At 40.2% G+C, this 24,602-nt stretch carries 27 protein-coding genes, 1 pseudogene and 1 riboswitch; of the genes and pseudogenes, 22 read left to right on the plus strand and 6 right to left on the minus strand.

What is annotated here, in order from left to right; translation table 11 throughout:
* The first annotated feature begins 64 nt into the window (after positions 1-64).
* The 4 genes from V3595_RS16440 to V3595_RS16455 all read left to right on the plus strand — a co-directional run bounded on the left by V3595_RS16440 (position 65) and on the right by V3595_RS16455 (position 4,304).
* Positions 65-1,375: an O-acetylhomoserine aminocarboxypropyltransferase/cysteine synthase family protein gene (locus V3595_RS16440; protein WP_485908380.1), complete on the plus strand. Its 1,311-nt coding sequence runs from the start codon at positions 65-67 to the stop codon at positions 1,373-1,375.
* Positions 1,376-1,490: 115 nt separating this feature from the next.
* A riboswitch (SAM riboswitch) is annotated at positions 1,491-1,603 on the plus strand.
* 153 nt (positions 1,604-1,756) lie between these two features.
* Entirely contained in the window at positions 1,757-2,791 is a 1,035-nt protein-coding gene (locus V3595_RS16445; RefSeq protein WP_485908382.1) for a methionine ABC transporter ATP-binding protein, read from the plus strand.
* Positions 2,784-3,452: a methionine ABC transporter permease gene (locus V3595_RS16450; RefSeq protein ID WP_485908383.1), complete on the plus strand. Its 669-nt coding sequence runs from the start codon at positions 2,784-2,786 to the stop codon at positions 3,450-3,452. The genes V3595_RS16445 and V3595_RS16450 overlap by 8 nt, the downstream gene beginning before the upstream one ends.
* 15 nt (positions 3,453-3,467) lie before the next feature.
* Positions 3,468-4,304, plus strand: coding sequence for a MetQ/NlpA family ABC transporter substrate-binding protein (locus V3595_RS16455; RefSeq protein WP_137016432.1), 837 nt, complete (start codon positions 3,468-3,470; stop codon positions 4,302-4,304).
* A 113-nt stretch (positions 4,305-4,417) separates the two neighbouring features.
* On the opposite strand, the pseudogene V3595_RS16460 reads toward V3595_RS16455, so the two are convergent.
* A pseudogene (locus V3595_RS16460) lies at positions 4,418-4,699 on the minus strand (IS5/IS1182 family transposase); the annotation flags it as partial.
* Positions 4,700-5,083: 384 nt separating this feature from the next.
* Here V3595_RS16460 and V3595_RS16465 point away from each other — a divergent pair.
* From V3595_RS16465 to V3595_RS16530, 14 genes are all read left to right on the plus strand, one after another.
* Positions 5,084-5,287: a YuzK family famiily protein gene (locus V3595_RS16465; RefSeq protein ID WP_072272286.1), complete on the plus strand. Its 204-nt coding sequence runs from the start codon at positions 5,084-5,086 to the stop codon at positions 5,285-5,287.
* A gap of 451 nt (positions 5,288-5,738) precedes the next feature.
* Positions 5,739-6,524 (plus strand): Fe-S cluster assembly ATPase SufC, encoded by a 786-nt coding sequence (gene sufC, locus V3595_RS16470; protein WP_148358289.1) that lies wholly within the window; start codon positions 5,739-5,741, stop codon positions 6,522-6,524.
* Between the two features lie 15 nt (positions 6,525-6,539).
* Positions 6,540-7,841, plus strand: coding sequence for a Fe-S cluster assembly protein SufD (sufD, locus tag V3595_RS16475; protein ID WP_402904128.1), 1,302 nt, complete (start codon positions 6,540-6,542; stop codon positions 7,839-7,841).
* Positions 7,841-9,070 carry a cysteine desulfurase gene (locus tag V3595_RS16480; RefSeq protein WP_485908385.1) on the plus strand — a complete coding sequence of 410 codons (1,230 nt, stop codon included), beginning with the start codon at positions 7,841-7,843 and terminating at the stop codon, positions 9,068-9,070. Before sufD ends, V3595_RS16480 begins: the two co-directional genes overlap by 1 nt.
* The gene (sufU, locus tag V3595_RS16485) at positions 9,060-9,488 is read left to right on the plus strand and encodes a Fe-S cluster assembly sulfur transfer protein SufU (protein ID WP_034310148.1); all 429 of its coding nucleotides are present in this window, start codon (positions 9,060-9,062) and stop codon (positions 9,486-9,488) included. Before V3595_RS16480 ends, sufU begins: the two co-directional genes overlap by 11 nt.
* A 55-nt stretch (positions 9,489-9,543) precedes the next feature.
* The gene (gene sufB / locus V3595_RS16490) at positions 9,544-10,941 is read left to right on the plus strand and encodes a Fe-S cluster assembly protein SufB (RefSeq protein ID WP_053536753.1); all 1,398 of its coding nucleotides are present in this window, start codon (positions 9,544-9,546) and stop codon (positions 10,939-10,941) included.
* A gap of 497 nt (positions 10,942-11,438) precedes the next feature.
* On the plus strand, positions 11,439-12,335 hold the full coding sequence (locus V3595_RS16495; RefSeq protein WP_485908386.1) for a S8 family peptidase: 897 nt from the start codon (positions 11,439-11,441) through the stop codon (positions 12,333-12,335).
* Positions 12,336-12,349: 14 nt separating this feature from the next.
* Positions 12,350-13,204 carry a hypothetical protein gene (locus V3595_RS16500; RefSeq protein WP_485908388.1) on the plus strand — a complete coding sequence of 285 codons (855 nt, stop codon included), beginning with the start codon at positions 12,350-12,352 and terminating at the stop codon, positions 13,202-13,204.
* Positions 13,205-13,269: 65 nt separating this feature from the next.
* Entirely contained in the window at positions 13,270-13,782 is a 513-nt protein-coding gene (locus tag V3595_RS16505) for a hypothetical protein (protein ID WP_485908389.1), read from the plus strand.
* A 434-nt stretch (positions 13,783-14,216) separates the two neighbouring features.
* Positions 14,217-15,065 (plus strand): DUF72 domain-containing protein, encoded by an 849-nt coding sequence (locus V3595_RS16510; RefSeq protein ID WP_485908391.1) that lies wholly within the window; start codon positions 14,217-14,219, stop codon positions 15,063-15,065.
* A gap of 84 nt (positions 15,066-15,149) precedes the next feature.
* The gene (locus V3595_RS16515) at positions 15,150-15,977 is read left to right on the plus strand and encodes a sulfite exporter TauE/SafE family protein (protein ID WP_485908393.1); all 828 of its coding nucleotides are present in this window, start codon (positions 15,150-15,152) and stop codon (positions 15,975-15,977) included.
* A gap of 16 nt (positions 15,978-15,993) precedes the next feature.
* Positions 15,994-17,379 (plus strand): bifunctional metallophosphatase/5'-nucleotidase, encoded by a 1,386-nt coding sequence (locus V3595_RS16520; RefSeq protein ID WP_485908395.1) that lies wholly within the window; start codon positions 15,994-15,996, stop codon positions 17,377-17,379.
* A gap of 60 nt (positions 17,380-17,439) precedes the next feature.
* A complete protein-coding gene (locus V3595_RS16525; protein ID WP_251426568.1) occupies positions 17,440-17,742 on the plus strand; it encodes a YunC family protein in 303 nt (100 codons plus the stop codon).
* Positions 17,743-17,920: 178 nt separating this feature from the next.
* Complete coding sequence (locus V3595_RS16530; RefSeq protein WP_485908397.1) at positions 17,921-19,018, plus strand: HD-GYP domain-containing protein; 1,098 nt, start codon at positions 17,921-17,923, stop codon at positions 19,016-19,018.
* Positions 19,019-19,040: 22 nt separating this feature from the next.
* Here the strand turns inward: V3595_RS16530 and yunB are convergent, their stop codons facing one another.
* Together yunB and V3595_RS16540 are read right to left on the minus strand one after the other, a co-directional pair.
* Positions 19,041-19,790, minus strand: a complete 750-nt coding sequence (gene yunB / locus V3595_RS16535; RefSeq protein ID WP_101223646.1) for a sporulation protein YunB — start codon at positions 19,788-19,790, stop codon at positions 19,041-19,043.
* Between the two features lie 86 nt (positions 19,791-19,876).
* Complete coding sequence (locus V3595_RS16540) at positions 19,877-20,866, minus strand: M23 family metallopeptidase (RefSeq protein WP_485908399.1); 990 nt, start codon at positions 20,864-20,866, stop codon at positions 19,877-19,879.
* A 187-nt stretch (positions 20,867-21,053) separates the two neighbouring features.
* On the opposite strand from V3595_RS16540, the gene lipA reads away from it, so the two are divergent.
* On the plus strand, positions 21,054-21,968 hold the full coding sequence (gene lipA, locus V3595_RS16545; protein WP_063234033.1) for a lipoyl synthase: 915 nt from the start codon (positions 21,054-21,056) through the stop codon (positions 21,966-21,968).
* A gap of 40 nt (positions 21,969-22,008) precedes the next feature.
* On the opposite strand, the gene V3595_RS16550 is transcribed toward lipA, so the two are convergent.
* Complete coding sequence (locus V3595_RS16550; RefSeq protein ID WP_350300474.1) at positions 22,009-22,671, minus strand: YhcN/YlaJ family sporulation lipoprotein; 663 nt, start codon at positions 22,669-22,671, stop codon at positions 22,009-22,011.
* Positions 22,672-22,784: 113 nt separating this feature from the next.
* Here V3595_RS16550 and V3595_RS16555 point away from each other — a divergent pair, with 113 nt between their 5' ends.
* Positions 22,785-23,060, plus strand: coding sequence for a YutD family protein (locus V3595_RS16555; RefSeq protein ID WP_101223644.1), 276 nt, complete (start codon positions 22,785-22,787; stop codon positions 23,058-23,060).
* 30 nt (positions 23,061-23,090) lie between these two features.
* On the opposite strand, the gene V3595_RS16560 is transcribed toward V3595_RS16555, so the two are convergent.
* Both V3595_RS16560 and V3595_RS16565 read right to left on the minus strand, forming a co-directional pair.
* Positions 23,091-23,378, minus strand: a complete 288-nt coding sequence (locus tag V3595_RS16560) for a cytosolic protein (RefSeq protein WP_485908401.1) — start codon at positions 23,376-23,378, stop codon at positions 23,091-23,093.
* Positions 23,379-23,449: 71 nt separating this feature from the next.
* A complete protein-coding gene (locus tag V3595_RS16565) occupies positions 23,450-23,716 on the minus strand; it encodes a DUF3055 domain-containing protein (protein WP_098371475.1) in 267 nt (88 codons plus the stop codon).
* 270 nt (positions 23,717-23,986) lie between these two features.
* Between V3595_RS16565 and V3595_RS16570 the strand changes: the two genes are divergently transcribed.
* Together V3595_RS16570 and V3595_RS16575 are read left to right on the plus strand one after the other, a co-directional pair.
* Positions 23,987-24,145 (plus strand): hypothetical protein, encoded by a 159-nt coding sequence (locus V3595_RS16570; protein ID WP_485908403.1) that lies wholly within the window; start codon positions 23,987-23,989, stop codon positions 24,143-24,145.
* The gene (locus V3595_RS16575; protein WP_101223642.1) at positions 24,145-24,582 is read left to right on the plus strand and encodes a DUF86 domain-containing protein; all 438 of its coding nucleotides are present in this window, start codon (positions 24,145-24,147) and stop codon (positions 24,580-24,582) included. The genes V3595_RS16570 and V3595_RS16575 overlap by 1 nt, the downstream gene beginning before the upstream one ends.
* The last annotated feature ends 20 nt before the right edge of the window (positions 24,583-24,602 follow it).

The following is a 24,602-nucleotide window of genomic DNA, read 5'->3' on the forward strand; positions in this document are numbered from 1 at the left end:
GTTTATAAAAGACCAGATATCATCATATAATTCCAACTAAATCCATAGAAAAAGGTGAAATCATATGTCAGAGAAAAAGTTGCGTTTCGAAACATTGAGTGTTCATGGCGGTCTGCAAGCTGATGAAACAGGTGCCCGTGCAGTTCCTATTTACCAAAGCAATGCATACTTGTTCAAGGATACCGACCATGCAGCGAATTTATTTGGCCTAAAGGAGAATGGCTATATATATTCACGACTTCATAATCCCACGATCAGCGTTTTTGAGGAAAGAATGGCCTTATTGGAAGGCGGAATCGGCGGATTGGCAACAGCAAGCGGAATGGCTGCCATCTCACTTTCAATCCTGAATATTGCCGCTGCAGGGGATGAGATTGTTTCAGCCTCTACATTATATGGGGGTACGTATAACCTTTTTGAAAATACTCTTCCTAAATATGGGATTAAAGTGAAGTTCGTTTCTCCCGATGACCCTGAAAATTTCAAAAGGGCGATTACGCCAAGAACTAAAGCCATTTTTGCTGAAACGATCGGAAATCCAAGTTTGAGGGTGCTTGATATTGAGGCGGTAGCGAAAATCGCCCATGATGCCGGAATACCTTTAATCATTGATAATACCTTTGCGACACCGTATCTATGCAGACCAATTGATTTTGGAGCGGATATTGTCATCCATTCCGCTACAAAATGGCTTCTGGGAAATGGAACGACGCTTGGCGGTGTCATCGTGGATGGAGGGAAATTCGATTGGAACTCGCCAAATTACCCTGGCTTCACGGAGCCTGACCCAAGTTACGACAATCTGGTATACGCCGAGGCAGTTGGACCTGCCGCATTCATAACGAAAGCCCGAGTCCAGTTACTCCGTGATTTAGGCCCTGCGCTAAGTGCCCAAAGTGCATTCCAGTTTACGCTTGGACTTGAAACGCTGCATGTAAGGATGAAAGAGCATCTAGCAAACACCAAGTCTGTCATTAAATATTTAAAAAACCATCCTGCGGTGAATTGGGTTTCACATCCTGGTGATGAGGATCATCCCGATAAAGCCCTTGCGGATAAATATTTGCCAAAGGGAGCTGGATCTGTCGTTACATTTGGGATACAAGGTAATCGAGAAGCTGGGGCAAAACTTATCAATTCTGTGGAATTATGGTCCCATGTAGCGAATGTCGGGGATGCGAAGAGCTTGATCATCCATCCAGCCAGTACGACCCATCAACAATTGAATGAGGCGGGTCTTGTGAAAGCGGGTGTGAGTGCCGACCAAGTCCGCTTATCGATTGGGATTGAAAATGTAGAGGATTTAATAGAAGATTTGGAGCAGGCAATTGAAAAAGCGACGAATATCGTCTCCTTGACATCCAAAACGGTTTAAGTAAAGTTTCTGTATGCTTGTACTAGAAATATTATACATTGCGCTCCTTTTTTATCTATGATAAAATTTCACCATACTAAAGAACTTAATGTTGTACAAATATTCTATATATTAGCTCTTATCAAGAGAGGTGGAGGGATGTGCCCGATGAAACCCGGCAACCGACAAGGAGATTTCCTTGGAAAGGTGCCAATTCACACAAAGTTTAATCACTTTGGAAGATGAGAGGAAGGCCTGTTTCTTCACCTGCCTTTCTGCTCATGCAGAAAGGTTTTTTCTGTTTTAATGGGGTAAACTTTTACATGATATGAGAAACAGACTAATAATGTAGAGAAATCAACTAAGTTCATAGGTTTTATTGGATAAAAGAGGTGAGGGTTAATGATTACATTGACGAAAGTCAGTAAGCTTTTCCGAACAGGAAAAGGAAACAGTGAGACGATCAAGGCTGTAAATAATGTGAATGTTGAAATAAATAAAGGCGAGATTTTCGGTATCATCGGTTACAGTGGAGCGGGGAAAAGTACTTTGATCAGAATGCTCAATGGATTGGAAACACCAACAGAGGGATCCGTTGTGGTGGCTGAGAAGGAAATTTCAAAAATTAAAGGCGCTCAGCTCCGTAAGGCCCGTCAAGAAATCAGCATGATTTTCCAACATTTCAATCTATTATGGTCAAGGACCGTTCAGGAGAATATATCTTTCCCATTGGAAATTGCAGGAGTTTCTAAAACTGAACGAACCAAACGTGTGAACGAATTGATCAAGTTAGTCGGACTGGAAGGCAGGGAAAAGGCATATCCTTCACAATTAAGCGGAGGGCAAAAGCAAAGGGTGGGAATTGCCAGGGCTCTGGCAAATGACCCTAAAGTGCTCCTGTGTGATGAAGCGACTTCTGCCTTGGATCCGCAGACTACCGACTCCATACTCGAATTGCTAGTTGACATCAATCAGCGCTTGGGGTTGACGATCGTCTTGATAACACATGAAATGCATGTGATACGCAAAATCTGCCATCGCGTCGCCGTAATGGAAAGCGGGCAAGTTGTTGAACAGGGACCTGTCCTGGATGTTTTCAGGAACCCTAAAGAACAAATGACGAAGCGTTTCGTGCAACAGGTAACGGAACCGGAAGAAACGAAAGAAACGATGGACCATTTGTTCGAACGCTATCCTGCAGGCAAAGTGATTCAATTGACCTTTGTAGGCGATCATGCAGAAAGCCCGTTGATCACCAAGCTTGTACGTAACTTCGAGTTGGATGTCAATATCGTTCAAGGTAAGATATCCCAAACAAGAAGCGGTTCATATGGAACATTGTTTATCCATCTTGATGGCACAGAGGATGAAATGCTCCGCGCAATCGAATTCATTAAAGCACAGCAGGTAGGCGTGGAGGTGATTACTCATGCTTGAAGAATTATTGCCGAATGTTGATTGGGAAGACATTATTGAAGCTACGAGGGAAACGCTTTACATGACAAGCGTCTCTGTAGTGGCAACCTTTTTTATAGGCATAATATTAGGATTAATCCTGTTCCTGACAGGGAAAGGTAATATGTGGGAAAACCGGACAGTCAACGGGATCATGAGTGCTGTCGTCAATATATTCCGTTCCATTCCATTTCTTATTTTGATCGTGCTGCTCATTCCTTTCACTAAAGCGCTTGTCGGTTCCATGATCGGAGAGAACGCTGCACTGCCGGCACTTATTATCGGTGCGGCCCCATTTTATGCGCGTATGGTTGAAATCGGCCTTCGTGAAATCGATAAAGGTGTAATTGAAGCCGCTAAATCGATGGGGGCAAAAACGAGCACGATCATTTGGAAGGTCCTTCTTCCAGAGTCGATGCCCGCCCTTATTTCCGGGATTACGGTAACATCGATTGCATTGGTTGGATATACCGCAATGGCCGGGGTCATCGGCGCAGGCGGGCTCGGTAATCTAGCCTATTTGGACGGTTATCAAAGAAATCAAAATGACGTTACGCTTGTAGCGACGATCGTTATTCTAATTATCGTCTTCATAATTCAAATTATTGGAGATGTGATTACATCTAAATTGGACAAAAGATAAAGGGAGATGAATAGGATGAAAAAGTTTTTAGGATTTGCATTAATTTTAGTGTTATCTATCGCTTTGGCTGCTTGTGGAAGTGAAAAGGATAAAAGTGGCAGTGATACGGAGAAAGAATCGAAGAAAATAGTTGTAGGGGCATCCAATGTTCCTCATGCTGAAATCCTTGAGGAAGCTAAGCCGCTTCTTAAAGAAAAAGGAATCGAATTGGAAATCGAAACGTTCCAGGACTATGTTTTACCGAATAAGGCGTTGAATGATAAGGAATTGGATGCTAACTACTTTCAACACATTCCATATTTAGAGGGGCAAATTAAAGAAAATGGATATGACTTCGTTAATGCTGGCGGAATCCATATCGAGCCGATTGCTCTATATTCACAAAAATATAAAAGCATTGATAAACTTCCGGAAGGCGCAACAATTATTATGAGCAGCTCTGTCGCTGATCATGGACGAGCTTTATCCCTTTTGGAAAAGAATGGCCTGATCACTTTGAAAGAAGGCATCGATAAAACAACGGCTACAACTAAAGACATCGTTGAAAATAAGAAAAACCTTAAATTCGATGCTGATTATGAAGCGGCCCTGCTTCCTAAAATTTATGAGAGTGGCGAAGGCGATGCAGTCTTGATCAACTCCAACTATGCAATTGACGCCGGTTTGAATCCGCTTGAAGATTCGATTGCGATTGAAGATTCGGAATCACCATATGTGAATGTCATTGCCGTAAACAAAGGTGACGAAAATAAAGAAGCAATAAAAGCGCTTGTAGAAGTATTGCATTCTAAAGAAATTCAAGATTTCATTCTTGAAGAATACAAAGGTGCAGTTGTACCGGCGGATAAATAATTCAAGAATGGGCGACCTGATTTAATTCAGACCGCAGTTTGTAAACAAAAAGGTTTCGGAATAGTCTCATTCCGAAACCTTTTTGATTTTTATTGGATTTGAGGCAGTTAAAGCGATTTGTACTCACGATAGCCCTCTTTATTCTTTGTTGAGTTCTTTAAAATATCGCCTATGGGCAGAGATAACAATCAAAAACGTTCATATTACATATAGTCATGATTGCGGAAGAATTCTTCTTTTGTAAGAGGACGTGTATAGGGTAAAGCTGGTGTTTTGTTGCATCTGCGGCAATAGCTACTTCTCAATCACTTGTTCAACCAGAGGCTCTAAGATAAGACATGAGTATTTCCAGGTGTTACTATCGTCCCCAACACAAATCCGTAGTCAGCTGCCGCAACCAACGGTATGATGTTGATTTCAACTTCTTCAATCGTTTTACGCATCGAAAGAATAAACACTTTAGGTAAAAGTTGTTCTATCTGATTGTTTAGTCTTAGTGGGTTGGAACGGAAGGTACGAGACTCCTGCGACAAAAGCGAGTCCAAGGGAGACCCCGCAGGCGCAAAAGCGCTGAGGAGGCTTCCGGACCGCCCGCGGAAAGCGAGTGCCTAAAGTGGAAAGTAACGTTCGAATTTTAAAAACCTAAAAAACTGTAGACAAAAAATGATCATCCAGTTTGTCTATGGTATGCGCCTGATCTAATTCAGGTCGTTTTTTTATGTTTAATCATGAAAGTGAAGGGTATAGAGATAATGAAGGTAATAAAATGATACACAAATTTGAAAGGATGGTTCACTATCAATACTCTGGATTTAAATGTAACAAGCGAAATGGAAAAGGCGATGCAGTCTTCACATGGGATTGGCTACAGTGAATACAGTAGAAACTTAGACCTCCGCATCGAGGTTGAGAAAGAACGGGATAGGGAACATGTAAAGTGCAACAAAATGGTCCAGGACCTGCAACGCAAAATTCACGGCTAAGTAAATAAAAGAGTTCTTTAAAAGATCGGTCTGTAGAGGTAAAATGGAAAGTGGTCCATAAAATAAGGATTTCCTTATTGGATAAACTTACATAATGCCTGGCAGTCCGATTTTTTTCTTTTTAAAGCGGAACGTTCATACCTTGCAATCGAATTCTTCGAACATATATTAATAAGGACGAAGATTTGCCGAATAATAAGATAATTTTAACAAAAGCTAAAATAAGTATGATTATGCAGTAAACAGGCTATATCTGTTAGTATTGTAAGAATGGGACAGGTTTTTAACATAGAAGAAGTGGAAACCCTATCTATTTAGTTGATTCCAAATTGGATTTGTTATAAAATTGGAATGAGAATAAAGTGAGAATGCTTTTACGTAAATTATAGTGATAGAAAGTAATCTTTACTTTCTGGTAATAAAATTGGAATTAGTTCACGGAGGTATTATTATGTCAGCTTCTACATTAACGGTTAAAGATCTTCACGTATCAATTGAAGGTAAAGAGATTTTAAAAGGGGTAAACCTTGAAGTTAAAGGTGGAGAAATCCATGCGATCATGGGACCAAATGGAACTGGTAAATCCACTTTATCATCAGCGATCATGGGTCACCCTAAATATGAAGTAACGAGCGGAAGCATCACATTCGATGGTGAAGATGTATTGGAAATGGAAGTCGACGAGCGCGCTCGTGTCGGTCTATTCCTAGCTATGCAATATCCAAGTGAAATCAGCGGTGTTACAAATGCTGACTTCTTACGTTCTTCCATTAACGCACGCCGTGAAGAAGGCGATGAAATTTCATTGATGAAATTCATCCGTCAAATGGATAAAAAAATGGAATTCCTTGAAATGGATGAAGATATGGCGCAACGCTATTTGAATGAAGGTTTCTCCGGCGGAGAGAAAAAACGCAACGAGATTCTTCAATTAATGATGATCCAACCTAAAATTGCAATCCTTGATGAGATTGATTCAGGTCTAGATATCGATGCACTTAAAGTCGTTTCAAAAGGAATCAACGAAATGCGCGGAGAAGACTTTGGATGCTTGATCATCACCCACTACCAACGTCTATTAAATTACATCACTCCTGATTTTGTACATGTAATGATGCAAGGACGTGTTGTAAAATCAGGCGGTCCTGAACTTGCTGCCCGCTTGGAAGCGGAAGGTTATGACTGGATTAAACAAGAATTGGGCATTGAAGACGAAACTGTTGGCGAAGAAGCGTAAGTAGGAGGATTTGCAATGACTACAGAAACGAAATTACCGTTTGAACAAGAGGATATAAGCTCCTATTCAACTAAAAATAATGATCCAGCTTGGCTATCCGAGCTTCGGATTCAAGCGTTTTCTGAATTAGAAAAGCTCCCGATGCCAAAGCCGGATAAAACGAAAATCGATAAATGGAATTTTACTTCTTTCCAGACTCATACGGTTGAGAGTGAAGCTTTTGCCTCATTAGAGGAGCTTCCGGAAGAAATTAAATCCATCATTGAAGAAAATGAAAACTTATACATTCAACGCAATAATACGCCGGCACATATCAATCTGTCAGCAAATGTGAAAGAACAAGGCGTCATTTTTACGGATATTTTATCAGCGGCTCGTGACCATGCTGAGCTCGTGCAAAAATATTTCATGAAAGACGGCGTTAAAATAGATGAACATCGTTTAACGGCACTTCATGCTGCATTAGTTAATGGGGGAGCATTCCTTTATGTTCCAAAAAATGTAGAAATCAAAGAGCCGATTCAATCGGTATTCCTGTTGGATAATCCTGATACTACACTTTTCAACCATGTTTTGATCGTAGCGGAAGATAATAGCTCTGTCACATATGTAGAGAACTACTTCTCAACCGTTGAGTCTAACGAAGGGGTTGCCAACATCGTAACGGAAGTATTTGCTAATGCGAATGCCAAAGTCGAATACGGTGCGGTCGATACCCTTTCAAAAGGCTTCACGACATATGTTAACCGCCGTGGAGTGGCAGGACGTGACGCTCGTATTGAGTGGGCGCTTGGCCTGATGAACGATGGAAATACGATTTCAGATAATACAACATATCTAATGGGCGATGGCTCTCACGGGGATACAAAAACCGTTGTAGTCGGACGCGGGGAACAAAAGCAGAACTTCACGACTGCCATCATTCATTATGGCAAACGCTCTGAGGGCTATATCCTTAAGCACGGTGTCATGAAAGACGCCGCATCCTCCATTTTTAATGGAATTGGGAAAATAGAGTATGGTGCTACAAAAGCCAATGCCGAACAAGAGTCACGCGTATTGATGTTAAGTGAAAAAGCACGCGGAGACGCCAATCCGATCCTCTTGATTGATGAAGATGATGTAACGGCTGGTCATGCTGCTTCCGTCGGCCGTGTCGACCCGCTTCAACTGTATTATTTAATGAGCCGTGGTATTACAAAGAAAGAAGCAGAAAGACTTGTCATTCACGGATTCTTGGCCCCTGTTGTTAACCAGCTTCCAATTGAGGGAGTTAAAAAACAATTAGTAGCGGTCATTGAAAGGAAAGTACAGTAATGAACCCATACGAAATTCGTAAGCTTTTTCCAATATTAGATCAAGAAGTCAATGGTCAGCCATTAGTTTATTTAGATAGTGCTGCAACCTCTCAAAAACCGGCTGCAGTGATTGAAGCGATTGAGCAATATTACCGCGGATACAACTCGAATGTTCACCGCGGAGTGCATACACTAGGAACAAAAGCTACGGATGCGTATGAAGGTGCACGTGAAAAGGTGCGTAAATTCATTAATGCTTCTTCTACAGAAGAAATCATCTTTACCAGAGGCACAACGACTGCTTTGAATACTGTAGCAAGAAGTTACGGTGGTGCAAATATTAAAGCGGGTGACGAAATCGTCATCTCTTACATGGAGCATCACAGTAATATCATTCCGTGGCAGCAGCTTGCCAAAGAAAAAGGCGCTGTATTGAAGTATATTCCGCTTCAGGAGGACGGCACGATTTCCATTGACGATGTGAGGGCTACAATTACGGAAGCAACGAAAATCGTGTCCATCATGCAGGTTTCGAATGTACTTGGCGTTATCAATCCTGTGAAGGAAATCGCCAAAATTGCCCATGATCACAATGCTGTAATGGTAGTCGACGGGGCACAAAGCACGCCGCATCTAAAAGTGGATGTCCGTGATTTGGATTGTGATTTCTTTGCCTTCTCAGGTCATAAAATGGTCGGTCCAACAGGAATCGGCGCATTATATGGCAAGAAAGACCTTCTTGAAAAAATGGAACCGATCGAATTCGGCGGAGAGATGATTGATTTTGTAGGTTTGTATGAGTCTACATGGAAAGAACTCCCGTGGAAATTCGAAGGAGGTACCCCAATCATTGCCGGCGCCATCGGCATGGGGGCTGCCATTGATTTCTTGGAAGAAATCGGCTTGGATAATATTGAACGGCATGAACATAAGCTCGCCGCATATGCAATGGAGAAAATGTCAGCAGTTGAAGGGCTGACCATATACGGTCCTAAAGATGCAGAAAAGCGTGCGGGTGTAATTACCTTTAATATTAATGACGTACATCCACATGATGTCGCTACCGTTCTTGATGCAGATGGAATTGCTGTCCGTGCCGGTCATCATTGCGCACAGCCATTAATGAAATGGCTTGACGTATCAGCGACAGCAAGAGCAAGTTTCTATCTATATAACACGGAAGAAGATATTGATAAGCTTGTGTCCGGGCTTGTTAAAACGAAGGAGTATTTCAGTAATGTCTTTTGATAACCTAGATACACTTTACCGTCAAGTCATTATGGATCACTATAAGAAACCGCGTAATAAGGGCATGCTAGAAGATGGAAGCATGACAATCGATATGAATAACCCAACTTGCGGCGATCGGATTCGTTTAACGATGAAAATCGAAGATGGCAAGGTCAGCGATGTTAAATTCGATGGTGATGGTTGTTCGATATCCATGAGTTCAGCTTCCATGATGACTCAAGCCATTAAGGGCAAAGACGTTGATACTGCTCTAGCGATGTCCGAGACTTTTTCCTTAATGATTCAGGGGAAAGAATACGACGATGAGATGGACCTTGGGGATATCGAAGCCCTTCAAGGCGTTTCCAAATTCCCAGCACGAATCAAATGTGCTACCCTGGCTTGGAAAGCCATGGAAAAGGGATTGAAGGAATAATTAAATTAAAATGAGCTGTTGTAATTCAGCCATTTGAAATGGAGGAATACGAGCTATGGCAAAGAAAATGCCTGATATCGGCGATTATAAATATGGCTTTGCGGATAAAGATGTTTCCATCTTCCGTTCAAAGCGTGGTCTGACAAAAGAAATCGTGGAAGAAATTTCTCGAATGAAGGATGAACCGCAATGGATGCTTGATTTCCGTTTGAAATCATTGGAGCATTTTTACAACATGCCAATGCCTCAATGGGGCGGCGACATGCAAAGCCTTAACTTTGATGAAATCACATACTATGTTAAGCCATCAGAGAAATCAGAGAAGTCTTGGGATGAGGTTCCTGATGAAATCAAACAGACTTTTGATAAATTGGGAATTCCTGAAGCAGAACAAAAATACCTTGCTGGCGTATCTGCTCAATATGAATCAGAAGTGGTTTACCATAGCATGAAAGTGGAATTGGAAGATTTGGGTATCGTGTTTAAAGATACGGACTCGGCACTTCGTGAAAATGAAGATATCTTCCGTGAGCATTTTGGAAAAACGATTCCGCCAACAGACAATAAATTCTCTGCGTTGAACTCAGCAGTTTGGTCAGGTGGATCTTTCATCTATGTTCCGAAAGGCGTTAAAGTGGATACTCCGCTTCAAGCTTATTTCCGGATCAACTCTGAAAACATGGGGCAATTCGAACGTACGCTAATCATTGTTGATGAAGGCGCATCCGTTCACTATGTGGAAGGTTGTACAGCTCCTGTATATACAACTAACTCCCTTCATAGTGCGGTTGTTGAAATCGTCATCAAGAAAGATGCTTACTGCCGTTACACGACGATCCAAAACTGGGCAAACAACGTGTTTAACCTTGTTACGAAACGCGCGGTTTGTGACGCTAACGCAACAATGGAATGGATTGATGGTAACATCGGTTCCAAATTGACAATGAAATACCCTGCTGTCATCTTAAAAGGTGAAGGCGCTCGCGGTATGACATTATCGATTGCCATTGCAGGAAAAGGCCAACACCAAGACGCTGGAGCGAAAATGATTCACCTAGCGCCAAATACATCTTCAACGATTGTATCAAAATCAATTTCTAAACAGGGCGGTAAAGTAACATACCGTGGTATCGTTCATTTCGGACGTAAAGCGGATGGAGCCCGTTCCAACATTGAATGTGATACATTAATCATGGATAATCAGTCTACATCTGATACAATCCCTTACAATGAAATCTTGAATGATAACATTTCCCTTGAACACGAAGCGAAGGTTTCCAAAGTATCTGAAGAACAATTGTTCTACTTGATGAGCCGCGGAATTTCTGAGCAAGAAGCAACGGAAATGATCGTAATGGGCTTCATCGAACCATTTACAAAAGAACTTCCAATGGAATATGCGGTTGAAATGAACCGTCTGATCAAGTTCGAAATGGAAGGCTCCATCGGATAATAAGCTGTAAGATATTGATAAAAAATTAAATAAGGTAATTTTGAAGGGTACCATTGGTGCAGTTTCAGATTACCTTCTAGTAAAGAAGGCGAACTTTATTGTTCGTCTTCTTTTATTTTGTTCGCTATATTTAAAAGCATACTTGAAGTAAATTCAATTATTTATTTTAGTACTAAGTCCTACACATATTTAGGAACCGTGGATGCTCGAGCCCGCTTAGCTTCACTTAGAAATATATGATTATCAAGACTTTAAGAGCTTTGTTGCTATTTTTTTATAAAATTATATTTTCTTTACTCATCAGCAAAACAATCTATATTAATTGTTATTTTTATGTAAAAAATACATTAAAAATGATAATGACTATTTATTGTAAAAAGCATAAAGTAAAAGTGCTGGGATTATAGTGAATTATTAAAAAATTACGAGATGGGAGTGATAATATTACTAAAAATTGTGCATTCACTGGATTGGTATTGACAATTTTTCTTATGTTTTTGTCTGCTTTCTTGTATATGGAATTTAAAAATACACATATAGAGGGAAAATCACAAGATGAATCATTCGATCAATTAAAGCAACAGCAAATTGTAACGCATAATAAGCTTTTTAACTATAATTCTAGCTTTGAATCTAAGTCTATTTCAAAGGATAAAATTGTAGTCGCTGTTTTAGATAGTGGAATTAATCAAAATCACACTGAGCTAAAAGGTATTGTAAAAAAAAGTTTCAACGCTTTGAATAACTCAAACGATTTGTCTGATAATTTCGGCCACGGGACAGCAATTGCTGGATTAATAGCATCTAAAAATGATGATAGTATAGGCGTTTCAAAAAACGTCGTTATTTATTCTGTTAAAGTCATTCAAGATAATGGGGAAGTAAATGTAAGCGATTTCATTAGTGGGTTGCGATGGGCGATAGATGAGAATGTCGATGTAATTAACATAAGTTTAGGATTCAATACAGGATCTAAGGAATTAAAAGACATAGTTGATGAAGCGGTTAATAATGGAATTATCATTGTAGCTTCAAGCGGTAACACTAATGGTCTGAATGCGCAGTATCCAGCAAGGTTTGAAAATGTAATCTCAATTGGGGTTGTAAACGAACAACTGTTACCAACTAAACTATCTGCTATTGGAAAAATAGATTTTGTAGCCCCTGGTACAAACTTAATATCTCTAGATAATCATGGAGAGTATTCTCAATTCAATGGAAGCTCATTTTCAGCTGCATTAGTGTCAGGAGTGATTGTAGAAAATTTATATAATCTGGATATTGAAAAAGGTAAAAATACATTTTCTGAAGTTATGTATTTACTTAAAAAAAATTCAAAAGGTATAAATCTTAATAAAGAGAAGGTTGGTAATGGAGTACCGACATTTCCATAGGAGGATGAGTTTAGATGAAAAAAAATCTAATATTTTTACTTTTATTTACATTATTTATTTCAATATTACCTAATAAAATGAGTGCTCATAGTGAGAGTATAATAGGCGAAGAACAAATAAAAGAACTCCAAGATAATATAGAATCTGAATTATTAGATGAAAATATAGAACTAGAAGGATTTGATCTTTCTAGTGAAGAATTAGTTTTAGAGGCTTCTGTAGAAAATGCTCTAGGAGAGTCTGGATTTATCAAGGTAGTAGTAGAACCAGGGGGAGGGTTTATTACCCTTTATACAGAAGAGGTTAATGAATCTAGTGAATTAGAAAGCAAAGAATATCAAGTTCCATTAAGCGAATTAGAATATAGTACATTAGATAATGAGATTGAAAACGTAACGATTATCGATACAGATACAGGTGAAGAATTCAATTATAATTCGGAAAAAGGAAATCCATCACTAGCATTTTTAATTCCTATAGGAATTGCTATGAGTCCAGCAGTGTTAACTGCATTATTCCATACGGGGGCTATGATTATTGTTGGCGGAAGTGCTTTTGTGATAGCTACACAAGCAAAAAAAGATAAGAAATATAGTCATTTTCAAGCGACTGTAAAAAGTGGTGGGGTATATATTGGTAAAGGGCTTTCTAAATCTGCAGCTATTTCTAGAATGAAATCTAAAAAAGATACATGGTCAGTCTCAAGTAATCAAGCACAAAGTGTAGCACAAGGCGCAAATACTTTAGGTAAGCCTTTTGCTGAAGTGGATAAGAAAGATAATAAACCTAGAAAAGGTTATTATTGGCATTGGCATCCATATAAAAAGTCGCCAAATGCTCATGCTTTTTATGGAGGTCCTGTTAAATAATGGGGGAATGTTATGGTTTTTAATTACGAGGAAATTTATAAAAAGTACTTAAAAAAAAACAACACTTGGTTTTTAACAAAGAAGAGATTGTAACTAGATTGAAGCAAAAGTTCAAGGCAGAGGAATTTAGTAAAGCAGAAATTCTTGATTTGCCAAGGGATGAGCATTTTGATTATGAGAAGATATTTCTTTGCCTCAAAATATGTGATAAAGATGTGTTGAAAAAAGTTTTCCTGCCACATGAACTAAAATTTCATGAAGAACAACGGCAGGACAATTGTCGCTACCCACTTAAAAAAAGTAAAATGAAAAAAAACTGGCTCGATTATAATTATAATCAAATGATTATCGATGAACATGAAGGAAGACGAATTGATATTGTTCTTGAAAGTAAAGATGGACATCATGTTTCTGAATGTAAGGTGAAGGCTAGATGTGAATATCTGGATGGATACATTAATGCTTTAATGGTAGGAGCAAAGCTAGTTCATGAAACAGGTGAATATGAAGAGGATATTAATGATTATTATTTTCAATTCTACTTGGAAAATTTGGAGAAATTTAATATGCTAGTATGAAGCATTTGAATTTTTTGGTGAAGATACAAAAATGAAGAATCATTAAAGTTACATTCATATAAAAAAAATTAAATGAGAATATATTTTACGTTCTTTACTGTGCCTATTTTGAGCGGACCACGATTCATAAAACTTGATGCGATCTGAAAAGAGTATTATCATTAGATTTAAAAATATGGATTTAAGAGACTATAAAGCCTCAGAAATTCTTAATTGATGTCAAAATGGAAGGCTCCATCGGATAATGACCGACTGGCCTGCCTGTAAGGCGATTTAGAATAACCATTCATACAAAAGCCTGCCGGGTCTGACTGGCAGGCTTTTTGTTTTGATATTCCACACCCTTATACGATAGATTAGATATGGCTCAATAAGGGTAAAAATAACAATAGAAGTCATGAAATGGGGCCTGTCCCGAAGGAGTGATGATGCAGATGATTTACGTTGGTGTGACCGGTTGGGGAGATCATGATAGTTTGTATCATGGCGGTGTGTCCCAACGTGATAAACTTAAAGAGTACGGGGCTCATTTTCCCATTGTGGAGGTAGATGCCTCTTTTTATGCAGTCCAGCCAAAGAGGAACAGTGAAAAGTGGGTATCCGAGACGCCGGCATCATTCCAGTTTGTCGTTAAAGCTTATCAAGGGATGACAGGACATCAGCGTGGGGAAATCCCATTTGAAAGTAAGAAGGAAATGTTCAAGGCATTTTGCGTCTCTCTGGAAGCTTATCAGAAGTCCGGAAAGCTCGCGATGGTCTTATTTCAGTTTCCGCCATGGTTTGATTGTAAACGTGAAAATGTGAATTACCTGCGATGGTGCAAAGCTGAAATGGGCGATATTCCAGCGGCCATAGAATTTCGGAATCAAAGCTGGTACAGGTCTAACGTAGTCCAGCAAACTTTGGATTTTATCGAAAAGGAAGGCTGGATCCATACTGTATGCGATGAGCCGCAGGCTGGAGAGGGATCCATTCCAGTCGTTCTGCAGGCCACCGATAAAGATAAAACCCTGATACGCTTTCATGGCCGTAACCTGCATGGTTGGCAAAGGTCTTCTTCGGGTGATAATTGGCGTGAGGTCAGGTACCTATATCGATATAATCAGCAGGAATTGACTGAATGGGTGGAGAAAATCAGGATATTGGAAAAGGAATCCAAGGATATATATGTCCTGTTCAATAATAATTCAGGCGGAGATGCCGCTGATAATGCCAAACAAATGATTGAGTTGCTTGGTATAGAATATGAAGGACTGGCTCCTAAGCAGCTTGGTTTGTTTTAAGAGGATATATATAATTAAATAAAGAGATATTGTGACAACTAGTAGAGGTTATATTCTCACAAACAGGTAAAGGCGGATTTCTACATGGTATGGTTAGTATTAGTGGGTATTGGATTATTTGCGGGAGCAATCGGAGCTCTTGTCGGTCTTGGCGGCGGCATCATCATTGTGCCTTCTCTTTTATATTTAGGTACATCTACAAATATTATCGATGAGCTGACTCCTCAGGTCGCTGTAGGTGTTTCAACCGTTATCATGATTTTTACCGGCTTATCTTCTACTTTATCTTATTTAAAACATAAAGTGGTGGATTATAAGGCCGGCTTAATCTTTTTTATTGGCAGTGCGCCTGGTGGAATAATAGGGGCATATGTGAATAAAAACCTTAACGCCGAAGCTTTTTCATTGTACTTTGGTATTTTCATGGTTTTCATGGCCATTGTGTTATTAGTGAAAAATCGTTTGAAGCCAATGCTTTTCAAGCCTGGAAAAGGGAAAATAGTGAAAACGTATGAAACTGAAATTGGACATTCATTTTCTTATGGTTATCACCCCGTGTTAGCTGTATTGATTTCCTTTGTCGTGGGATTCAGCTCCGGATTATTTGGAATTGGCGGTGGGGCCTTAATGGTTCCCGTCATGATGCTTCTTTTCTTCTTCCCTCCGCATATGGCTGTAGCGACTTCGATGTTCATGGTATTTTTATCATCCATCACTAATTCAATTACCCATATTTCCCTTGGAAATGTTAATTGGCCATATGCTTTTGCCCTGATTCCGGGTGCATGGTTCGGTGCTAAATTGGGCGCATTCATCAATACGCGCCTAAAGAGTGCGTCGCTGGAAAATATGTTGAAAATAGTGCTGATAATCATTGGTTTACGTCTTATATACCAAGGCATTACAGGATAAACGAGGAGGAGAAATGATGTCAGAAATCATTCATTTATATCACACCAATGATCTCCATAGTCATTTTGAGAATTGGCCTCGTATTGATAAGTTTCTTAAAGAAAGAAGACAACTTCATCAAGAAACGGGAGAAGAAGCGATCATACTGGATATAGGCGATCATGTGGACCGCTGGCATCCATATACAGAAGGTACATTGGGTAAAGGCAATATTGAACTGCTGAATGAAGCGGGCTACCAATATGTGACCATCGGCAATAATGAAGGGATTACTTTACCTCATGATGCGTTAGACTCCTTATATGATCATGCAAGGTTCAAGGTCTTGGCAGCCAATATTTATTACGGTGATAATGAAAGGCCGGAATGGGCGCTGCCATATTGGATACATACAACGGTAAAAGGCACCAAGATCGCCATGATAGGTTTGACAGCCTTTTTTCAAAAGTTTTACTCTGCGATGGGCTGGGAAATAACAGAACCATTCGTGGAGTTAAAGGCACAGCTTGGAAGGGTCAAAACAGAGGCGGATGTAATCATCATCCTTTCCCACCTGGGCATCCATGATGATGAGAGGATGGCAGAGGACTTTCCGGAGATTGACATCATACTTGGCGCGCATACCCACCACATCCTCCACCAGGGGAAATTGATCAATGACACACTCCTTTGCGGTGCCGGGAAATATGGCTTCTTTGTTGGACAGGTGGAAATGACCGTCAATCAGGAAAAGAAAATTAGCCAGAAGAGAGCCATTCTTTATGATACCAATGACTTTTTGGAATTGGAGAATGAACGGTCATGGGTTGAAGAGATATACCAGGCCGGAGGGGAAACGCTAAAACAGGTTGCAGTGGACTTACCAAAAGCACTGGATAATGATTGGTTCAAAGTAAGTCCTTTGATAGAAATCCTAGGGGAGGCCCTAAGGGAGTGGAGTCAGGCGGATTGTTCCTTTTTGAATGCAGGCCTCCTGCTTGAAGGGCTGCCGGACGGTCCTGTCACAAAAGGGGATATTCACAGAATCTGTCCACATCCCATAAACCCTTGCGTAGTTGAAGTTAATGGGAATGAATTAAAAGAAATCTTAATGCAATCGAGAAATGCGGAATGGCCACATATTCAGGTGAAAGGTTTCGGTTTCCGCGGAAAAATCATGGGAGTCATGCATTATGATCAAATTGAATTTAACGAAATGGAGAATGGTATCGTAAAAGGGATCCTTATAAAAGGAGAGAAACTGCAGGCGGATAAGTCCTATAAACTGGCCATACCTGATATGTTTACATTTGGGCACTTCTTTCCAAGTATCCAGCGCTCCAATCGCAAGAAATACCTGCTGCCGGAATTCTTACGGGATATCCTTTTATGGAAGCTGAAAAAAATATACACAAACGCCTAACGCTAAATCACGGTTTCGCCCTTTTTTCATAAAGTATGGGGAAGAAAGGGGCGAAACCAATTGATTAACATGATACCAATAATTCTTGATAATCATACATTCCTAGCCATTTCTGTCCGACTTCCAAAAACGAATTTACTTGCTATCGCGTCCGAAAAAGGGTATATAATGTGCGGTGCGTTAGATGTTGGACTGCTGAATGATAAATTGAAAGATCGTAAAATCCTTGCAGGGAGGGCTACAGGAGTTAAATCGATTGAAGAGTTATTGGAAGCGCCGCTTGAATCGGTTACCTGGGAGGCTGTGGAAAAGGGCATTCATCCAGGAATGATTGGTAAAGAGGCATTAATCAAAATGATTTGAAAAGGCGGGCTTTCTTTTTTTCAGAAGGGGGCCTTATTTTTTTATATGAAAATGCTGGTATTTTTTCAATAAATATATTCAAACAGATTCATTTATCAAAATATTTTCCGATAATCTTTATAAAGGAAAGAAACGGTTTGATTTACAAACATATTGAATGGGGAGATGGGGTACAAGTATGAGGCTAGCTATTACAAAGTCCCTAAGCCCTGGAGCAAGGCTCGGTAAAAACATCTATAATGAGCGGGGCCATGTCCTATTGTGCGAGGGTCTTACATTAACGCAGAAAATGATCAATCGACTGGTGTCCCTTAATATACCCTTTGTTTACATTCAAGATTCCAGGACGGATGACATCATTCCAATGCCCCCAGTGTCCGGGAAACTTAGAAGAGAAGCCATTAATACGATTGAAACCACTTTCCTGGACATGAAGAACAAAATGAACCTTGATGGATCATTCACGATAGAGCAGGCTAATGTCAAGTTCACTCAAATAGTCCGGAACATCATGGACGAGCTGAAAAGGAATAAAGAGTTAATGACTTTATTAGCCGACGTTTATACATACGATGACTATATCTTTACTCATTCCTTCAATGTGACCTTATATACCCTTGCGATCGGGATGGAATTGAATATCAATAATAAGAATCTCGAAATTCTTGGGCTGGGGGCGATTTTACATGATGTCGGCAAAGTGCTCGTGCCTTTGGAAATCCTCCGTAACCCCGGCAAACTGACGGAAAAGGAGTTTGAACAAATCCAAAAACATGCCGATTACGGATTTCATCTAATCAAAAATGTTCATACCGTTTCACTTTTAGTTGCGAATTGTGCCTATCAGCATCATGAAAGGTTAGATGGATCTGGATATCCCCGTGGGATAAAGGGAGATGAAATCCATTATTTCGGCAAGATCATTGCCGTTGCCGATGTGTTTGATGCCGTTACTTCCAATCGGGTTTACCGTAAGGCCATGCTGCCTCATCAGGGTTTGGAAGTCCTTTATGCCGGAGTCGGGAAAAAGTTCGACAATACGATCATCGAGGCTTTCCGCAGGGCGGTTGCCATTTATCCTAATGGTCTATCAGTAGAATTGAATGATGGAAGGAAAGGAGTAGTATCCACTCAAAATGAGGGGATTGGAGACCGCCCCATGATAAGGATACTAGAAGAAGACGGGGAGCAGATAAAAGAGCCCTATGAAGTGGACTTAAATAAAAATCTGCATTTGCTTATCATGAAATGTCTAAATATACAAGAACCAGCCTAACCCCAAGGATAAGCTGGTATTGTCATTCCTTGTTTTCCTTCATGATCGCAGGTGCCACCGAACCGTTTCCGTTACTAAAATAACTTGGAACATCACCTTCGATCAGCAGGCTTCCGACTGTCACTTCCTGACTCACCTTGGTCTCCTTTGTGAAAGAGGGGATGACGATTTGAATATTGACATCAAAATCCACAATCAATTCATAATAAACATTATTGATGCCTGCGTTTGTCAGTTTTGTCCTCAAATCCGATTCAACATTCCCGATGACTGACATTTTCACTGGGATTTCTGGTCCGTAATTGGAAAGGAGGTTATTCCCGGTTACAACACCAAATGGTATATAATAGACCACACTTTTATATTGTTCATCATTTATTTTTGCTGAACCTGTTTTAAAAGGGTTTCCCTGTTTGATGCCAAGTTTCTTTTGAATGTCCTTCGTTATGTTAGCCCGCAATTCACTGTATATGACCGGGTTGAAGCTATAGGAGGAACTGGAGTCCTTACCACCCTTATTGTTGGTGATGATTTTGTTCATATCAACCTTGGCTATATTCTCATCAACCGATTCATGAATCGTTTCCGTTGCAATCCGTTTGATTTCATATTCGGCTACACTCATTATCACGGGTTCGATCGATTTGTCCACGTACCAAAGAGTCATGATGCTTGATATGATGAACAGGATAAATGAATAGAGAAATACTTTTCGGGTGGGAAGAGGCCCCTTTTTTCGGAATTTCTTCGGTCGAAATCTTTTTCGGAACACGCTTTAGCCCCCTTTACTAATACCTATGCATCAAGTTCAGGGGTTTATGTTGAAATCAAAAAAAAGCAGCGTAAAATTCACGCCGCTCACTTTCGTTTTTTAGCTAAATCTTTCCTTTCCCACAATCTTAAATAAGGGTAAGGGTCAAAGCTCCATTCTGTGATTCCATTGTCTTTGTACATCCCGTAATGAAGATGCGGAGGGAATTTTCCCGAAGTTCCCGGAGGACCGTAACCTGTACTGCCGACACCTCCGATGACTTGTCCGGGCTCGACGATTTGTCCGACCTTCAACCCTTTGGCAAAGCCGCTTAAATGGGCAAAGTAATGATAGGTATTATTTAAATCCCGTATCCCTATCCTCCAACCGCCGAATTTATTCCAGCCTTTCATCTCGATGATTCCATAGCTGGTGGAACGAACGGGAAGGCTATAATCGGCAAAAATATCAGTGCCCTCATGGATTCTCCTTCCGCCCCATCCACGAGCGCTTCCCCATGTATTCAAGTACGTATAATGAGTCCGTACTGGAACAGGGAAGGCCTTTTCATGTAAATCCAGCCGGCCATATTTCTTATAAATCTCGGCATTGCCGATAATGATGCTGACTGCTTTATCTCGTTTATAATAATCCCACAAGCCGATCCGGATATTATCTTCATCTGCACCATAAGATTGGAGATGCTTCGAAAAAGCATACAATCGATCGGTATCATTATTGATATCAGCTTTGCCATCACCATTGCCATCCTGGCCCAATCCATCAAAAAATGTGATCGTGAGCGGGTTCACGTCATTTAAGTCAGGATTCAGGGCCCCGCTCCACTTTGAAGGCTCGATGTGGATGCCTATTAAACCCTTTGCCGGCTCTAAGTCCCTTCGTGCAGCCCTTAGGCTGTGTTCATATTGATCAGCTCCAGCAAGGTAATACCACGGGATTTGGAGAGTAGCCTCCATATTTTTATATAGCTCCATTCTCCCGGGATAAGCATCTGGGGTATCGGCAGCATCAGCCACTTGGCTTGGTGCATTCAAAATTAACAAACAAGTTATGGTAAGAAGGAATAATTTTTTCAACGGGGCAGGCTCCTTTCATGACATTCTCCGTAATTAAAATACATCAGTCCATCCATCTTTTATAGTTTTGCTGATTTAGCTATAAACATGAAAAATAAATAATGGGAAACCAACTATAACTTGTATAAATGCTTTTTTATTGTTAAAGTAGGGTGTGTTAATTTCTATAGAATGGAGTGGCATTTTCATGTCTTCTACAAATAAAGAAATTCTTCGTAAACCAGATTGGTTGAAAATAAAGCTTAATACTAACGAAAATTACCTCGGTTTAAAAAATATGATGCGCGAGAAAAATCTTCATACAGTCTGTGAAGAAGCAAAATGTCCGAATATTCACGAATGCTGGGCAGTGAGAAGAACGGCTACTTTCATGATCTTAGGTGAAATCTGTACAAGGGCATGCCGTTTTTGTGCTGTTACTACCGGACGTCCGAATGAATTGGACTGGGCTGAACCTGAGCGTGTTGCCGATTCCGTTGTTTTGATGAATTTAAAGCATGTCGTCATTACAGCTGTTGCCCGTGATGATTTAAAGGATGGAGGCGCTGAAGTTTTCGCTGAAACAGTCCGTGCCATCCGTCGCAAAAATCCATTTACTTCTATTGAAGTATTACCGTCTGATATGGGTGGGGTGTTTGAAAATATCAAGACTTTGATGGATGCTAAACCAGATATCCTGAACCATAATATAGAGACTGTCAGAAGTTTATCCGACCGTGTACGGGCTCAGGCCAAGTACGAACGTTCTTTGGAGCTTTTAAGAAGAGCCAAGGAACTGTATCCGGAAATCCCGACAAAATCGAGTTTAATGGTAGGTCTGGGTGAAACGCGGGAGGAAATCCTCGAGACCATGGATGACCTAAGGGCTAATAATGTCGATATCATGACGATCGGCCAGTATTTACAGCCGACTAAAAAGCATTTAAAGGTGCTGAAATACTACACGCCTGAGGAATTTGCCGAACTGAAAGAACGTGCATTGGAAAAAGGCTTCAGCCATTGTGAATCCGGTCCGCTTGTCCGTTCATCCTACCATGCGGATGAACAGGTTAATGCTGCGGCTAAACATAAGCAAAACAAAGGTGAGGAATTATTGAAATAGAGTGAAATAAAGGACCGAAAAAAATTCGGTCCTTTTTTATTCAACGGTTATCCATTTTTTGATGGATGTTATCATGATGATCTCTTTTATCGTTAACCATTTCTCCATTTTCATTTTCCGCGTCACTCATTTTGTATCCTTGAGGCGATTTCAGCATTCTTTTGATCGTTTGTTCGATCGTATAGTCAATCCCTTTGCTGCCGGATTTCACTGTAGCGAAATTCTCGACATCTTGGGCAAGGTTTTGATAATCATCACTGACGTAGACATGATAGTAGCGAGGTACGACGGACATGGCGGTACGTTTAACTTGGTCTGCGGTTTCCGTCCGATCCTTGTTATTTGTATCATATACGACAAGTACTTCCTCATCAGTAACGAGTGTAGCGGCATCATTGACATTTGGAATCTGAACACTAAGTTTTGAAATGACATCAGACAGTTGTTCACGGTCAATCGAAGCAGCTTTGTTGGAAATGTTACGGCCGTCAATGGTTGCACTATTGGTGCGGGTAAAACCGAAATCATCACTTTTGTTGTCATTATTACGATAATCCTCATCATAATATTGAGTTGGATTATTTACGTTTGTTGGGTTGCCTGCATTGTTTTTTGCACCGAGCCCCTGATCATCTTCATTATCAGCACATCCGGTTAGTGCAATAATCGAGCTTAAACCTATCGTTATTATCGTTTTTTTCATCAATAACACCCCCGTAACTTTAGGATGAACATATTTCTCTATTTTTCGCTTAGTAATTGATGGGGAATCAGTTATAATTTAAAGAAGAAATGTATTTATGAGAGGTGAAAACAATGATTACCATCAATAACATGACCTACGAAATAATTGAGGATGAAAGGGAAGGCTATAACGAAGAAGCGTTTAAAGCCAGATACAGTGAGATTTTAACGAAGTATGATTATATAGTAGGGGATTGGGGTTACGGGCAATTGAGGCTGCGTGGATTTTTTGATGATTCCAATCAGAAAGCGACCTTTGATACGAAAATAAGCACGCTTAGTGAATATTTATATGAATACTGCAATTTTGGCTGTCCTTATTTCGTCGTGAAGAAAGTAAAGAAATAAAAAGGCCAGAATTCACTCTGGCCTTCCATGTTAAGAGTTACCATATCCTTTATATGGAGGCTGTTCATCTTTTTCTGGATCATCATGTGTCGGATGAGCACCAGGATATTGTCGAGGTAAGCCTTCGTGCAACGATTTATTTTCATAATTGAAGGCACTTTGATATCGTTGCCCTTCCTGCCACGGTGTGTTTTTATTCTGGACTGGTGCATCTTTTGCAATGGATGATCCAAAAGGTCCTTCGGGAAATTCTTCAGGAATTAAATAATCCCTCTGTTTTTCGACATTGGAAAAATCGTGGTATTCTTCTTTGTCCAAGATAATCCCCCCTCATGTAATCGATCTTACATTCAGTAGGTTTTCCCGTTTAAGATAAAAAACTTCAGCACTCAGACGATTTCCATTAAAAAGTGACGTAGTTCCTCGGCTTCCGCTTCTGACAACTGAAAGGCATGCTCAAGATAGCCTTCCTCTTCTAAATCATCAGGCCCAATAATCGCGAAACGGTTACTCTGCATATTCAAAACAAGCTTCTTTCCATAAAACCGATCGGTAGTCGTAATGGCCAAATCGAATCTCGATTCCTCTCCCATGAAGCTTATGAACCGGGTTTTTGAATCAACGACGTCATTGTATAAATAAAAACGATCTTCCATAGTCTCATTCCCTTCTTATCTTCACATTTGTAGTTCCATCATAACAAAGTGACTTCAATAGGGGAACAGACATTTTTCTGTGCTGCCGGCTGGAGAAATTAATCCCTCCCCATGATGCTTCATGAACCTCCAGCAATCATTTGCGTTCATCGATTAAATGAAAATGGTTAAGAATATAAATGGGATCATGAATTGGTTTTCTTGGAGTGGACGTCGGAAAATGCCCCCCTGTAGAAAAGGCAATGTGTAAGTCAGCGCTCCTGTTAGTAGTTGGATGGTGCAATGGTTGTGGTTGAAGGAATTGAGAGTAAGGGAGAAGCTATGGTATTATCAATGAATAAGGTTGGTTCGGCACAGGGTTTTACCTTTGCCGATCATTCAACCAATGATTCCCTATATCATCTTAGATCAGAAAGGATCTGGAAATAATGTACTTTGTAGACCGTCAAAAAATTGAACAAATATTAGGTTTTCTTGAAAAGCAGCTTGGACTTTTTGAAGGGCATGATAATTGGGATGGAGACCTTTCGGAACTTATCGCAGAAAGGCTCATACAAACTTCCATCGATTCCGTGTTGGATGTAGGAAATGCGGTAATTGATGGTTTCATTATGCGTGATCCAGGAAGTTATGAAGATATTATCGATATCCTTCAAGATGAAAAAGTGATTTCAGAAGAAAAAGCGATACAATTCAAAAAGGTTTTGCCATTAAGGAAAATGCTGGTTCAAGACTTCATTGAAGTGAATCACAAAGAACTGCATGCCGTATTTTCGGAAAATATCGAGGCATTCAAGCAATTCCCTGATTTGGTGAGGAACTATTTAACAAATGAATTGGGACCTGTATCAGCTTTTAAAAACTAGCAGCGTTAGGAAGGCGAATT

The sequence above is a fragment of the Bacillus sp. CFBP9009 genome, assembly GCF_036541465.1.
Taxonomy (GTDB): domain Bacteria; phylum Bacillota; class Bacilli; order Bacillales; family DSM-1321; genus Peribacillus.